The 12,727-nt window shown below is 68.2% G+C and carries 14 protein-coding genes and 2 pseudogenes; 10 read left to right on the top strand and 6 right to left on the bottom strand.

Going from position 1 to position 12,727, the window contains the following annotated elements; all coding sequences use genetic code 11:
* Positions 1–4 precede the first annotated feature (4 nt).
* The 3 genes and pseudogenes from AC5Y31_RS12355 to AC5Y31_RS12345 form a co-directional block, all read right to left on the bottom strand.
* A pseudogene (locus tag AC5Y31_RS12355) lies at positions 5–217 on the bottom strand (hypothetical protein); the annotation flags it as partial.
* A gap of 148 nt (positions 218–365) precedes the next feature.
* Positions 366–2,375 carry an SEC-C domain-containing protein gene (locus AC5Y31_RS12350; RefSeq protein WP_499980619.1) on the bottom strand — a complete coding sequence of 670 codons (2,010 nt, stop codon included), beginning with the start codon at positions 2,373–2,375 and terminating at the stop codon, positions 366–368.
* A 41-nt stretch (positions 2,376–2,416) separates the two neighbouring features.
* Positions 2,417–2,575 carry a hypothetical protein gene (locus AC5Y31_RS12345; RefSeq protein ID WP_499980617.1) on the bottom strand — a complete coding sequence of 53 codons (159 nt, stop codon included), beginning with the start codon at positions 2,573–2,575 and terminating at the stop codon, positions 2,417–2,419.
* A gap of 122 nt (positions 2,576–2,697) precedes the next feature.
* On the opposite strand from AC5Y31_RS12345, the gene AC5Y31_RS12340 reads away from it, so the two are divergent.
* The 7 genes and pseudogenes from AC5Y31_RS12340 (at position 2,698) to AC5Y31_RS12310 (ending at position 8,148) form a co-directional block, all read left to right on the top strand.
* On the top strand, positions 2,698–3,675 hold the full coding sequence (locus AC5Y31_RS12340; RefSeq protein ID WP_499980615.1) for a metallophosphoesterase: 978 nt from the start codon (positions 2,698–2,700) through the stop codon (positions 3,673–3,675).
* A 105-nt stretch (positions 3,676–3,780) separates the two neighbouring features.
* Positions 3,781–4,026: pseudogene (locus AC5Y31_RS12335) on the top strand (type II toxin-antitoxin system VapB family antitoxin).
* A 92-nt stretch (positions 4,027–4,118) separates the two neighbouring features.
* A complete protein-coding gene (locus tag AC5Y31_RS12330; RefSeq protein WP_499980613.1) occupies positions 4,119–5,426 on the top strand; it encodes a cytochrome P450 in 1,308 nt (435 codons plus the stop codon).
* A gap of 93 nt (positions 5,427–5,519) precedes the next feature.
* Positions 5,520–5,654, top strand: a complete 135-nt coding sequence (locus tag AC5Y31_RS12325; RefSeq protein WP_499980611.1) for a hypothetical protein — start codon at positions 5,520–5,522, stop codon at positions 5,652–5,654.
* Positions 5,655–5,705: 51 nt separating this feature from the next.
* Positions 5,706–7,349 (top strand): nuclease-related domain-containing DEAD/DEAH box helicase, encoded by a 1,644-nt coding sequence (locus tag AC5Y31_RS12320; protein ID WP_499980609.1) that lies wholly within the window; start codon positions 5,706–5,708, stop codon positions 7,347–7,349.
* Positions 7,350–7,420: 71 nt separating this feature from the next.
* The gene (locus AC5Y31_RS12315) at positions 7,421–7,717 is read left to right on the top strand and encodes a FitA-like ribbon-helix-helix domain-containing protein (RefSeq protein WP_499980607.1); all 297 of its coding nucleotides are present in this window, start codon (positions 7,421–7,423) and stop codon (positions 7,715–7,717) included.
* Entirely contained in the window at positions 7,714–8,148 is a 435-nt protein-coding gene (locus tag AC5Y31_RS12310) for a type II toxin-antitoxin system VapC family toxin (protein WP_499980606.1), read from the top strand. Before AC5Y31_RS12315 ends, AC5Y31_RS12310 begins: the two co-directional genes overlap by 4 nt.
* 12 nt (positions 8,149–8,160) lie before the next feature.
* On the opposite strand, the gene AC5Y31_RS12305 is transcribed toward AC5Y31_RS12310, so the two are convergent.
* A complete protein-coding gene (locus AC5Y31_RS12305) occupies positions 8,161–8,403 on the bottom strand; it encodes a hypothetical protein (protein WP_499980604.1) in 243 nt (80 codons plus the stop codon).
* 68 nt (positions 8,404–8,471) lie between these two features.
* Here AC5Y31_RS12305 and AC5Y31_RS12300 point away from each other — a divergent pair, with 68 nt between their 5' ends.
* The 3 genes from AC5Y31_RS12300 to AC5Y31_RS12290 are packed head-to-tail and all read left to right on the top strand — an operon-like array spanning position 8,472 to position 11,408.
* The gene (locus tag AC5Y31_RS12300) at positions 8,472–8,951 is read left to right on the top strand and encodes a nuclear transport factor 2 family protein (protein WP_499980603.1); all 480 of its coding nucleotides are present in this window, start codon (positions 8,472–8,474) and stop codon (positions 8,949–8,951) included.
* Positions 8,948–9,775 (top strand): SDR family NAD(P)-dependent oxidoreductase, encoded by an 828-nt coding sequence (locus tag AC5Y31_RS12295; RefSeq protein WP_499980601.1) that lies wholly within the window; start codon positions 8,948–8,950, stop codon positions 9,773–9,775. Before AC5Y31_RS12300 ends, AC5Y31_RS12295 begins: the two co-directional genes overlap by 4 nt.
* Before the next feature lie 34 nt (positions 9,776–9,809).
* Positions 9,810–11,408 (top strand): peptide chain release factor 3, encoded by a 1,599-nt coding sequence (locus tag AC5Y31_RS12290; RefSeq protein WP_499980599.1) that lies wholly within the window; start codon positions 9,810–9,812, stop codon positions 11,406–11,408.
* 6 nt (positions 11,409–11,414) lie between these two features.
* Here the strand turns inward: AC5Y31_RS12290 and AC5Y31_RS12285 are convergent, their stop codons facing one another.
* Together AC5Y31_RS12285 and AC5Y31_RS12280 are read right to left on the bottom strand one after the other, a co-directional pair.
* A complete protein-coding gene (locus AC5Y31_RS12285; protein ID WP_499980597.1) occupies positions 11,415–12,290 on the bottom strand; it encodes an NYN domain-containing protein in 876 nt (291 codons plus the stop codon).
* A 94-nt stretch (positions 12,291–12,384) separates the two neighbouring features.
* Positions 12,385–12,693, bottom strand: coding sequence for a hypothetical protein (locus AC5Y31_RS12280; protein WP_499980595.1), 309 nt, complete (start codon positions 12,691–12,693; stop codon positions 12,385–12,387).
* Positions 12,694–12,727: the final 34 nt, after the last annotated feature.

Below are 12,727 nucleotides of genomic sequence, written 5' to 3'. Positions count from 1 at the left end.
CGTCTCAGGTCGGGGCTGCTCCGCCTTGCCTGTCGATGACCTGCTGGATCAGCTCGGCGATGTGCTGTTGCCCTGCGGCGGTCAGGTCGAACTTGGTCCGTATCTCTTGTCGCATGTCGACCATGTCCTCGCGCAACGCGTTGAAACTGGCGGTCGTGGCCCGGCGGAAGTCCCGAAGCTCGTCGCCAAGCTCCCCGACGTCGCGGTCAGCCCCGCCCTCGTCCTGCATGCTCGCAGCGTACGCGCGTGGCCCAAGCCGGCAAGTCACCCGCGCGGACGTCGGGCACTACCGTCGTCGGCGCGGCGAAGTCCCGAACCGCGGTCACATCGGCCCCGGTGGCCCGCCGCGGTCTCGGGCCGGCAGGTCAGTCGGCGCAGTCTGTCCCCCACGGATCCTCGAACTCGTCGTCCAGCTCCGACGGCGCGAATCGCCGACTCAGAAACTCCACCAGCTCAACTGGGTCGGGCTCGTCGTCAAGCAGTGCGAGCAGCTCATCCCGTTCGTCTGGCTCCACCGGGTCGATCCCGCCGAAGAACGCGAAACCCTCGCCGGTCGGCAGCACCCGCGAGCAGATCAGCTGCCCGGGCTGCGGCGCGCCGCCGCGCGTGCTGACCTCGAGAACCTCGCCGGTGCGCACGTCGCGCACGGTGACGCCGTGGCCGGGCCGGACCTGCTGTACCTCGAACACCGAGCGCGGCACTTCCAGCCACTGCTCGGCGAGCTGCCGCTCGTCCTCAGGCAGCAATTCGCCACGCAACTCCAGGAATTCGGCGAACGCCCCGCCTTCGAACAGCATGGTGTCGATCGCCAGCGGGTCGGTCTTGGCGGCCGCCACCAGATCATCGATCTCATCCTCGACGTAACGGATGCGTTCGTAGCCGGCCAGCAGCAACAACTCGCCCCACTCGCCGCCGAGCACCTGCTGGTGGGCCTTGGCGTAGAGCCAGCGCACCCGCTCGGTCAGCGACAGCTGCTCATTGCCCAGGTGGCACTTCTTGTACTTGCGGCCCGACCCGCACCAGCACGGCTCGTTGCGGCCGACGTCGGTACGCGGCTGCGCCCGATGCTGTTCCAGCAGACGCACCAGCGGGTGATCCGGTCCGACGCCGGCGCGCCGCAGCAGCCCCAAACCCGCCTCGGCGTCGCCGCGATCGGAGGCGATCCGGGCCAGGGTCAGCAACGCCAGTGGCCAGTCCGGGTCCAAGGATTCGGCGGCCAACAGCTCGCGTTCGCACCCGGCGACGTCGCCGAGCCCCTCGCACGCCATCGCCTGCAGCCAGTGGGTCGCCACCCGCGCCGGGCGCGGCACCTTGGGCTGCAGCGACTCGGCGAGGATGCCCAGCGCGGCGGCACCCCGCCGCCCCTCACGGGTTGCCTCCTCCATCAAGGACAGTGCCAGCACCGGATTGGCCAGTGCCGCACCAAATTCGCCGAGCACCTCCGCGTTTTGCGCGTCGACGGGCCCGGGGCCGGCGGGCGCGTCGACGGCGGCCTCCCCCTCGTCGTCTGCGTCTATTGCGAGGTCGAGGACCTGCGCCATCCGACCATGAATCTCGACCAGCGTGGTCAGCACGAAGGCATCGTCGTCTTCCAGGCCGTACTGGTCGGCCAGCCGCGCGCACTTGCCGTCGAAGCGCCACCGCTCGAAGTCGAACCCGGCCGGTGCCAGCCAGCCACCGTCGCGGGCCAGCCCGTGCTCGTCGGCGATCTCGCTGAGCGGGGCGGCCGGGGTGGTGAACAGTGCGGGGTCCGCGGCGCAGGCCGCCCACACCACCGAGGCGAAATGCGACGGCGATTCATCCGCGTCGAGCTGAGCAGCCAGCCGATTGCCGAGCGTGGCATCCGTGGTCGCGGTGACCGGCTCCAGCGCAATTCCCGTGTCGGTCAACCGGATTCCGAGCAGATCGCCGGCGGCCACCCCCGCGTTGGCCAGCGTGCCCGGGCTCAGCAGCAGGGCGCCGGGCTCGTCGACCAGCTCGAGCGGGATGCGGCGCTCCTCGAGCAGCTCGTCGTCGTACCCGGGCACCGCCAGCGACACCGGTGAGCCGTCGGCGAGCTCGGAATAGTCGTCGTGGCACAGTTCGGAGATCGGATCCAGGTCCGGGCCGACCGCCAGGAGGTCGTGAGCGAGCTCCTCGGCGGTGAGTCGGTGGGTGAAGACGCGCCCGGCCAGCAGCGCCGGTAACCACACCCACCGGCCATCGGGCAGCGGGCGGGCCGGGCAGCTGATCTCATCGAGCAACTCGTCGATGACGGCGTCCGGGTCGGCGACCCCGGCCTCGTGCAGCCGGTCGGCGATGTCGTCCTTGGACGCCGGTCCGTGCTCGGTCAGGATCGCCGCAAGTGTCGGTACCGCGTCGGAGGAATCGGTCACGGTTGACACCTTAAGGTCGGCGGTCCTGGGACGCAGCGCCGTTAGTCTGTGGCGTTGCCGCCCTGCGCGTCGATGACCGTCTCGATCAGCTCGACGATGCGCTGCTGCCCGGCCGCGGTCATGTCGAACTTGGATCGCATCTCCATGAAGCCCGTAGCGACTTGTTCGAACGTCCCATCGATCTGCCCGAACCGCTGCATGTTGGCAGCGTACGCCGGGACGGTGGTTTGGGAAGTCGGTCGATCCGCAGCCGACGGCGAGGCGATCACCGATGTCGGTACCCACTGAAACAATCGGACTACACGGAGATGGGAGGCCCCAGTTGGCTAAATCCGCACCGCAGGGTTACGACATCATCGGCGACGTTCACGGCTGCGCCGATGAGCTCGAGGCGTTGCTGACCGAACTCGGTTACGACATGACCGCAGGGGCATACCGCCACCCGAGCCGCCAGGCGGTCTTCGTCGGTGATCTCATCGACCGCGGCCCCGGACAGCTGCGGGTGCTGCAGGTCGTCAAGGCGATGGTGGATGCGGGCAGCGCGCGAATCGTCATGGGTAACCACGAGTTCAACGCGCTGGGCTACCACCACGAACACCCGTCCGGCAGCGGAAAATACCTGCGAGACCGCAACGCCAAGCACACTGGGCAACACGAGGCGTACCTGGACCAGCTCACCGACGACCAACAGCGCCACTACCTGGAGTGGTTCGCCACCATGCCGCTGTGGCTGGATCTGGGCGGGCTGCGCGTCGTGCATGCCTGCTGGCATGAGGATTCGATGGCGGTGGTGGAAAAGCACTGCGAGTCCAGCGCTCCCTTTGCAGATGCGCGTCATCTGGCGGCGGCACACGACAAGGCACACGAGCTCTACGAGGCGATCGAGGTCCTGCTCAAGGGCCCCGGGATCAGCCTGGTCGAGCGCGGCCAGCTCAAGTACAAGGACAAGGACGACAACGACCGCGAGAAAGCCCGCATGCGCTGGTGGGACAGCGGCGCGCGCACCCTGCGCGACGTCGCGGTAATGAGCAGTAGCTATACCACCTTGGAGGGTGAGCCTTATCCGCCGCTGCCAGAGCTGCCACTGCTGGACGGCACCGGGTCGTTCGTCTACACCGGCGACATCCCGGTGTTCTACGGCCATTACTGGCGGCAGGGCTCGCCCGTTGCCGGCGAGGACTTCACCGAGCGCACCGCGTGCGTGGACTTCAGCGCCGTCAAAGCCGACGGGACGCTGACCGCCTACCGCTGGTCGGGGGAGAACACGATCCGGCCCGGGAACTACGTGCAGATCCGATGACGGGCGATATCACGGGCGATATCCGTTTGCGAAGTAGCCATATCCTCGAAGTAGTGCGTTACCCGCCGCCGTAGCACGAGTTTCAGCGGTAGAGGGGTACCAATCATGGCGTTGCGCATCAACGATCCGGCGGTTCAGGAAGCGGTCACCGAGATCGCCCGAATAACCGGTGAATCCCCGAAGGAGGCCGTCGCGAGCGCGGTACGGGAGCGGCTGGCCCGCCTGTAACCAGATGACCTCGCCGCTCGGCTGCTCGCCTTCGGCCGTCGGACCGCGGCCCGGATTGGCCCCGACATTAAACAACTGGACCACGGTGCGCCGCTCTACGACGAGCGCGGATTGTCGGGATGATCGCGTGAACCGCTGATGGCCACGGCATCGGACCTCGCCCACACCGGAATCTGCTCCGCCGCCGGCGAATAGCCCACTACCCTGAGGCGCACATGGCCCAGCCCGTGCGCTATCGACCCGGTGACGCGCTGGCCGCGCTGCATCGGCGTCGCGGCCCGATGGTCGATGCCGGCCTCGGCCGCCACGGCTACGTCTATCTGTTCGGCGCCGAGGCCAACAAGTTCGTCTTCGCCAACTCCGATGCCTTCAACTGGTGGGACGCCTTCCAGGTGCTGGTGCCCGTCGACGGGCCCACCGCCCTGATCGTCAGCGACGGGGCCGATCACCGTCGCCGCCGCAGCTTGGTCCAACCGGCATTCCACCAGCGGCACGTTGGCAGCTACCTGCAGATCATGGCCGCCAACGCCGACGCCGTCATCGACACCTGGCGACCCGGCGACACGATCGATATCTTCGCGCAGCTGCGCTCGGCGATCCGGCGCAGCGCCATCGAAGCACTGTTCGGCCAGGCGATGGCCGGCCACGCCGACTACCTGGGCGAACAGTTGCAGCCGCTGATGGACCTGACCCACCGGCTGCCCCAGGTGCTCAAGGCCGAAGCCCGGCTGAAGACACCGGCCTGGCGGCGCGCGATGGCCGCCCGAACCCGCCTCGACGAGCTGATCTACACCGAGGTCGCGCGCGCCCGAACCCATCCCAGCGTCGATGACAACGTGTTGGCGACCTTGATCGCCGGGCGCACCGAGGGCGGCGAGTCGTTGCGTGACGACGAGATCCGCGACCAGATCGTCTCGTTGATCGCCGCCGGCTACGAAACCACCAGTGCGGCAATGGGATGGGCGGTCTATGCGCTGCTGAGCACCCCCGGGGTGTGGCAGACCGCTGCCGCCGAGGTCCGCGACGTCACCGGCGGCCGTACCCCCGACGCCGCCGGCCTGAAGAATCTGACCTACCTCAACGGCGTCGTGCACGAGACGCTGCGGCTCTATCCGCCGGCGGTGATCTCCGCGCGCAAGGTCACCCGCGAGCTGTCGTTTCACGGCCGGCGCATCCGCGCCGGGCGCACCCTGGTCTTCAGCCCGTACGTCACCCACCGGCTCCCCGAGGTGTGGGCCGATCCGCTGCGCTTCGAGCCGCGCCGCTGGAACCCCGCCGCCCCGGGGTATCGCCGGCCCGCCCCGTACGAGTTCCTGCCGTTCGGCGGCGGGACGCATCGCTGCATCGGGTCCGCATTCGCCACCGCCGAGCTGACGGTGATGCTGGCCCGGCTGCTGACCAAAACGCGGCTGCACCTTCTTGACCAGCGGATACGCTCCGGAGGATACGCGGCGCTACAGCCCCGCCCCGGCTTGACCGTGCAGGTCGGCGAGCCGCATCAAATTTTGGCGCCTTTTCGGTGAATGGGACACCGCTGGCATTTTCCTTAGAGGTATGATGTGGTGTAGACCACGACAAAATAGCGGTTGTGATCTAGACCACAGGAGATGATGGCCATGACGACTTTCTTGAGCGGACTGGGCGTCACCGCTGCCACCGCCACCGTCGGTGCCGGCCTGATGGGGCAGACGACGGTCGCGTTATGCGTCGGTCTGGTATCGGCGGCGTTCTTCGCCGGCCGGGCCTGCTGATTCGCCCCAACTGCAGCAGCCTCAGTCGCCGAACGTGGCACGCTCATCGGCGTGCCCGTTTCACTACCTGAAAACCCGCGGTTCGCCAGCGCCTCCGAGCGCCACGTCTACCAGGCACTGATCGAGCAGCTGCAGGACGGTGACATCGTGGTCGCGGGCCAGCGCGTCACCGACCACCTCAAAGACCACGAGATCGATTTCGTCGTCGCGATCGAGGGCGCCGGCATCATCTGCATCGAGGTCAAAGGCGGCGAAGTCTGGCACGACGGGTCCGGGTGGCGTCAGATGCGCGGCGGCAAGAAGTGCCGGATCGAACCCGTGCGCCAGGCCCGCGGGGCCTGTTATGCGCTGCGCAACTACATCGAGTACGACCCCCGCTGGACACAGGGCCGGCTGCGCTGGGACCACGTCGTGGCCTTGCCGCACACCGAACTGCCCGACGACTTCGAGCTGGCCGACTGTCCGCGCTGGAAGGTGATCGACCGAAACGATCTGTCGCAGCTGGCATCCCGGCTGCGTCGCGTGCTGATCCGCCAGGAACTGGATCGCCCGCTGCTGGGCGCCGAAGGCATCGACCAGTTCCGCGCCGTCCTGGGCGGACGGGGCCTACCGCAGCGCGACGTGGTCGCCCGCGCGCTGGCCAACGACAGCGCCGCCGACGCCCTCACGGAGCAGCAGGCCGTGATCTTAGAGGCCATCCGGCTGCTCAACCGGGTGCAGGTGCGCGGCAGCGCCGGCAGCGGCAAAACCTATTTGGCGGTGGAGCAGGCGCGCCGGCTGGCATCCGAGGGGAAACGCGTTGCGCTGCTGTGCTATTCGCACGGCCTTGCGTCCTACCTCAAGCGGATCACCGAGACCTGGCAGCGCCGCCAGAAGCCGGCCTACGTCGGCGAATTCCATTCCCTGGGTGTGGAATGGGGCGCACCCGACGGCCCCACGCACCCGGAGGAGTCGGTGCACTTCTGGGAGGAGCGGCTGCCGCAGCAGATGCTCGAGTTGGCGCAGAACCTCGACGACGGGCAACGGTTCGACGCGGTGGTGGTCGACGAAGCTCAGGACTTCGCCGACGCCTGGTGGGACCCGGTGCTGGCGTCACTGCGCGACGACGAAGAGGGCGGGCTGTTCGTGTTCAGCGATGAGGGCCAGCGGGTGTTCGACCGGCAGGGCACCCCGCCGGTGCCGCTGGTCCCGCTCGTTCTGGACCGCAACCTGCGCAATACCCGCCAGATCGCCACCACGTTCCAGCCGCTGGTGGATCACCCGATCCGCTACCTGGGCGCCGACGGGCCCGAGGTCCACTTCGTGCCGTGCCGCCGGGCTGATGCGGCGGAGACCGGCGACGATCAGGTCGAGAAGCTGCTCGATGACGGCTGGCGTCCCGAAGACGTGGCCCTGTTGACCACCGGTAGCCGCCACCCCGAGCAGGTCGCCCGCCAGGAACAGGGCAATCAGGCCTACTGGGACAGTTTCTGGGACGCCGATCAGGTCTTCTACGGACATGTGCTGGGATTCAAGGGGTTAGAGCGACGCGCCGTCGTGCTGGTGGTCGATGCCGCCGGGCCGGTCGAGCGGGCCAGAGAACGGCTCTACGTCGGAATGTCGCGGGCCCGAGATCAACTCGTGGTCTGCGGCGACCCGGACTTCATCACCCAGGTGGGCGGGCCGGATCTGGCGCGCAAGCTGGGGATCGGCTAGCGAGGCGCGGCAGGCGCGGCGTGAATCGATGACAGTGATATCAAGACATGGTTATTGCTATCATCGGGGATGTGAAGCAGCTTCTTCTTCGGGTACCCGAAGACCTGCACCGACGACTGGTGGCCCGTGCGGCGCGCGAGGGCCGCAGCCTCAATGCGCTGGCCACCGAGATCCTCGACGCCGCTGCCGAGGCGGACTCCGGTGACCGGCGAGCGAAACTCCGGGCGGCCGCCGCGGCTTCGGGCGCACTGCGAACGATGCCTGCCCGGCCGATGAGCGCCGCCCGCCGGCAGCGCGCGATCGCTTCGACCCGCGGCCTGGGAGAACAGCTCGACCGCCTACTCGCCGACGAGCGCGAACGGCCGTGATCGCCTACCTGGACTCATCGGTTCTGGCGCGGGCCTACCTTGCCGACGAGGACGGTCATGAGCAGGCGACTGACTTGCTCGCCGATCCCGAGATCGCCACCGTGACCGGTACCTGGACCCGCATTGAAGTCTCCGGTGCGCTGGTTCGCGCCGCACGGTCCGGCCGTGCCGATGAAAAGGGTCTGCTCGCCGCGCTGGATGCCGACCTTGTCGAGAAGGTGGCCGTGCTGGGGGCGCGGCAGGAGCAGGTGGAGGAAGACGCCCTCAAACTGGTGCGACAGCACGCACTGCGTGCGAATGACGCGTGGCACTTGGCGGTCGCCGCGCTCGTGGTCCCGCCGCTGCTGGAGCCCGGCGAGCAGAAGGGGTTCGCCTCACGCGACCAGGCGCAACGTCGGGTCGCCGAACTGCTCGGCTTCGTCGCGATCTGACTCCGCCGCTACCTAAGTCCCCGGCACATACGTCCGGCACGAATACGTCTGCGGGTCGCACATCACCGGCAGGGTGGTGCGGCCGCCGTAGACCCCCGGCAGATTCCAGGTCGGCATCAGCGGACCGTCGTACCAGGGGTTGGGCATATAGCGGCAGGTGTCGAACGCCGCGCACGGCGGCTGCGGGACCTCGGCGGCGGCGACCGCCGGAAAAACCAGACCCAGACTGAACGCCACCAGCAAGATCGTGCGCATCGCGGGCTCCTTCTGCTCGGTTACGCCCACCATCGCACCGCCCACCGACAAAACCGTAGGGTCGAGCGGTGAGCATCGAAGACCGGCTGGCCGCCCTCGAACAGGTCGAGGCGATCAAGGCTCTCAAGCACCGCTATCTCCGGGCCTGCGACGCCAAGGATCCCGACACCTTCCGCGCCTGCTTCATCGCCAAGGGCGCCGACCTCGACTACGGCCCGCTGGGCGGTTTCACCGACGCCGACCAGATGGCCGCGGTCTTCCGCCGCATCGCGCTGCACACCGTGGACGGCAAACACGTCATCTTGGACATGCACCACGCGATGCACCCCGACATCACCATCACCGGCCCCGGCCGGGCAACCGGACGCTGGACCCTGAAGTTCCGCCAGCTCAACCTGATTGAGCGCACCGAGCGACTGCTCACCGGCGAGTACGACGACGAGTACGTCATCGAGGACGGGGACTGGAAGATGTCACGCTCCCATTTCCGCCAGCTGTGGTCGATGGTGCGCCCACTCGGCGACGCCGTGGTGGAGGCCTCCAGATGAGCGACGCACGCATCGCCCTGGTCACCGGCGCCAGCCGCAGCGTCGGCAAGGGCATCGCGCTGGCCCTGGGCTCACAGGGCTGGACGGTCTACGTCACCGCGCGGCACCAGGGCCCGCTGGAGGAGACCGCCCGAAGCGTCACCGAGCGCGGCGGGTGCGGCATCGCGGCGCCGTGCGATCACCGCGACGACGACCAGATCGCCGCGCTGTTCGCCCGTATCGCCGACGAGCAGGGCGGACGGCTGGATCTGCTGGTCAACAACGTGTGGGCAGCGCCGAAGGGGTTCGCCGGGTTCACCGAGAAGTTCTGGCAGCGCCCGCTGAGCGATTGGGACACCCTGATCGGCGTGGGCCTGCGCGCCCATTACGTCGCCTCGGTGCACGCCGCGCAGCTGATGGTGGCCCGCGGGTCGGGCCTGATCGCCAACATCTCCTCGTTCGGCACCCGCGGGCATCTGCACTCGGTGCTCTACGGCATGTCCAAGGCCGGGCTGGACAAGATGGCCGCCGACATGGCCGTCGAGCTGGGCGGCACCGGCGTGAGCGCGCTGTCACTGTGGCCCGGGCTGGTGAAAAACGAAGTGATGCAGGGCTTCATGGATCGCGGCCTGGACAACTTCCAGGGCTTTCCGCTGGCCAACGCCGAAACGCCGGAGTTCATCGGCCGCGTCATCGCCGCGCTGGCCGACGATCCGGACATCGCGGCCCGCAGCGGACACACCCTGGTCACCGCCGAGACCGCGCTGGATTACGGCGTCACCGACCTCGAAGGCAACCAGCCCGACTCCCACCGCAACCTGTTCGGCGGCGGGCCGCTGTATTGAGCGTGCACCAACCCCCAATACACTCGCTGGCGCCATGACCGACAACGCCCTGGATTCCGAAGCGGGCCGCCGCAGAACCTTCGCCGTGATCAGCCATCCCGACGCCGGTAAATCGACCTTGACCGAGGCGCTGGTGCTGCATGCCAAGGCGATCACCGAAGCCGGCGCGGTGCACGGCAAATCCGGTCGCCGCGCCACCGTCTCGGACTGGATGGAGATGGAGAAAGCCCGGGGCATCTCCATCACCTCGACCGCCCTGCAGTTCCCCTACCGCACCGCCCGGGGGCAGGACTGCGTCATCAACCTGCTCGACACGCCCGGTCACGCCGACTTCTCCGAAGACACCTACCGGGTGCTGACCGCCGTCGACTCCGCGGTCATGCTCATCGATGCCGCGAAAGGCCTTGAGCCCCAAACCCTCAAGCTGTTCCAGGTATGCCGGCACCGCCGGATCCCGATCATCACCGTCATCAACAAGTGGGACCGCCCCGGTCGGCACGCCCTGGAACTGATGGACGAGATCCACACCCGGATCGGGCTGCGCCCCACCCCGTTGACCTGGCCGGTCGGCATCGCCGGGGACTTCCACGGGGTACTCGATCGCCGCTCGGGAAACTTCATCCGGTTCACCCGGACCGCTGGTGGCGCCACCGCGGCACCCGAAGAGCACATCGCCGCCGCCGATGCGCATGAGGCGGCCGGCGCGGACTGGGATACCGCGGTCGAAGAGTGCGAGCTGCTGAGCGCCGACGGCTCCGACTTCGACCGCGAGGCGTTCCTGGACTGCACGGCGTCCCCGGTGCTGTTCACCTCGGCGGCGCTGAACTTCGGGGTGAACCAGCTGCTCGACGTACTCACCGAGCTGGCGCCGCCGCCCAGCGGGGCGCTCGACGTCGACGGCAATCGGCGCCCCACCGACGCGCCGTTCAGCGCCTTCGTGTTCAAGGTGCAGGCCGGCATGGACTCCGCGCATCGTGATCGCATCGCCTTCGCGCGGGTGTACTCGGGAACCTTCGAACGCGGCGATGTCCTCACGCACGCCGCGACCGGCAAGCCCTTTGTCACCAAGTACGCGCAGTCGGTGTTCGGCCAGCAGCGCTCCACGCTGGACGCCGCCTGGCCCGGGGATGTGATCGGGCTGGCCAACGCCGCCGCCCTGCGCCCCGGCGACACCCTGTATTGCGATGTGCCCGTGCAATATCCGCCGATCCCGAGTTTCTCACCCGAGCACTTCTCGGTGGCCCGCAATGTCGATCCCAGCAAGCACAAGCAGTTCCGCCGCGGCATCGAGCAGTTGGATCAGGAGGGCGTCGTGCAGGTGCTGCGCTCGGATCGCCGCGGCGATCAGGCTCCGGTGCTCGCCGCGGTCGGCCCGATGCAGTTCGAGGTCGCGGCACACCGGATGGCCACCGAGATCGGTGCGCCGATCGCACTGGAGCCGCTGCCGTATCAGGTCGCGCGGATTGTGGACCCGGGCGATGTCGACTTCGTCGGCAGGCAGTCGTTGGCCGAAGTCATGACCCGCACCGACGGCGTGCACCTGGCCTTGTTCTCCAACAGCTGGCGGCTGCAGGGTTTCCAGCGCGACAACCCCGACGTGCAGCTGCGGTCCTTGGTGGCCGCAGAAGGGTAGTTATCCTCACTCGCGCAGCCGCACCATCCGCGTCGTCGAACTCTCGTCGAGCTCCACCAGGTCCGAGTAGGACCGCAGGAAATCGCTGAATGACTTGTAGCCCAGGGCTTTCTCGCTGAACGACGGGTCCATCCGTTTCATCTGCGCCTTGACTGCCGAGTTGTGCAGCCACTCGACATCGTCCTTCTCCAGGCCGATCTGCAACGCGCGGGTGAGCAGTGCGGTGGCGGTGTCCACCGGATCCGGTGGCGGCGGCTCGTCGGGTTCCTTCGTGGCCTGCCGGGTGCGCCGTTTCGGTTCTGCGTCGGGGTCGGCCGGGGCGGGCTCGAACACCGGCACGCCGGGCAGTGCGTCGTAACTGACGAAGTCGTCGCAGGCCGCGGCCAGTGCACGGCTGGTCGACCCGGCCACCCCGATCCCGACGACGTAGCGGCCCAGGCGTTTACAGCGTTGTGCCAGCGGGATGTAGTCCGAGTCGCCGGCCACGATCACCACGTGGGTCAGATCCGGCAGCCGGAACATGTCCTCGACCGCGTCGACGGCCAACCGGATATCTGCGCCGTTCTTGCCGTAGGCGGCCGCCGGGAACAACTGCACCAGATCGACGGCGCGCCCCACCAGTTGCGCCCGGTAGCCGGTGTTGACCTCGGCCGACCAGTCGGCGTAGGCGCGGGTGAGCACCAGCGTCCCGAACGACGACGCGAAGTCGATGATCGCCCCGACGTCGACTGTGGCGCGCGCGAGCCGATCCGGATGCTTGGTCAGGCCCTTGGCCTTGTCCTTCTGAAAGGAGCTGCGTCCGTTCACCTGGTCGTAGCGCGAGATCACGATGTTGTCGAAGTCGAGGTACACCGCGACCCGGGTATCGCCGGAGTCCGTCATGGATGCCAGTGTGGCACGCACACCACCCTCAGCCGTGGCGGCTTGTCGCTCAAAGGCGGGCAAGGATCCCTATGGTTGGCCGCCGGCGACGTGCCTACCCGGGCCGGTACCACCGCGGGATCAACTCCCGGTCGGGCAGCGGGTACTGCCCGTAGAACCCGTGCGGATCACCCCGCAGGACCTGGGCATTCTGCAATTCGGCGCGATGGCGGATCTCGCGGAGGCGGGCTTGTTCCGCGGTGCGGTGCGCGGCGTAGCGGCGGATCCGCCACCGGGCGACGACCACCGTCAGGGCGATCACCGCACCGGCCAGAATGACCCAGCGCAGCCACCACAGCAGCCCGATGAACACCAGGATGGCGAAGCCCGTTCCGTCGCTGCTCGACTGCTTGCGCTTTCCCATGGTCACGACGGTAATCCGGGGGTGTGACAGGTCT

This window comes from Mycobacterium sp. NGS18 (genome assembly GCF_059813185.1).
Note: the sequence above shows the minus strand (reverse complement) of the source record. Positions and strands in the feature narration are given on the sequence as shown.

Coding starts and splice junctions, on each gene's coding strand:
- AC5Y31_RS12290 (WP_499980599.1), top strand. CDS start 9,810: ATGACCGACAACGCCCTGGATTCCGAAGCGGGCCGCCGCAGAACCTTC.
- AC5Y31_RS12330 (WP_499980613.1), top strand. CDS start 4,119: ATGGCCCAGCCCGTGCGCTATCGACCCGGTGACGCGCTGGCCGCGCTG.
- AC5Y31_RS12295 (WP_499980601.1), top strand. CDS start 8,948: ATGAGCGACGCACGCATCGCCCTGGTCACCGGCGCCAGCCGCAGCGTC.
- AC5Y31_RS12285 (WP_499980597.1), bottom strand. CDS start 12,290: ATGACGGACTCCGGCGATACCCGGGTCGCGGTGTACCTCGACTTCGAC.
- AC5Y31_RS12325 (WP_499980611.1), top strand. CDS start 5,520: ATGACGACTTTCTTGAGCGGACTGGGCGTCACCGCTGCCACCGCCACC.
- AC5Y31_RS12345 (WP_499980617.1), bottom strand. CDS start 2,575: ATGCAGCGGTTCGGGCAGATCGATGGGACGTTCGAACAAGTCGCTACG.
- AC5Y31_RS12280 (WP_499980595.1), bottom strand. CDS start 12,693: ATGGGAAAGCGCAAGCAGTCGAGCAGCGACGGAACGGGCTTCGCCATC.
- AC5Y31_RS12305 (WP_499980604.1), bottom strand. CDS start 8,403: ATGCGCACGATCTTGCTGGTGGCGTTCAGTCTGGGTCTGGTTTTTCCG.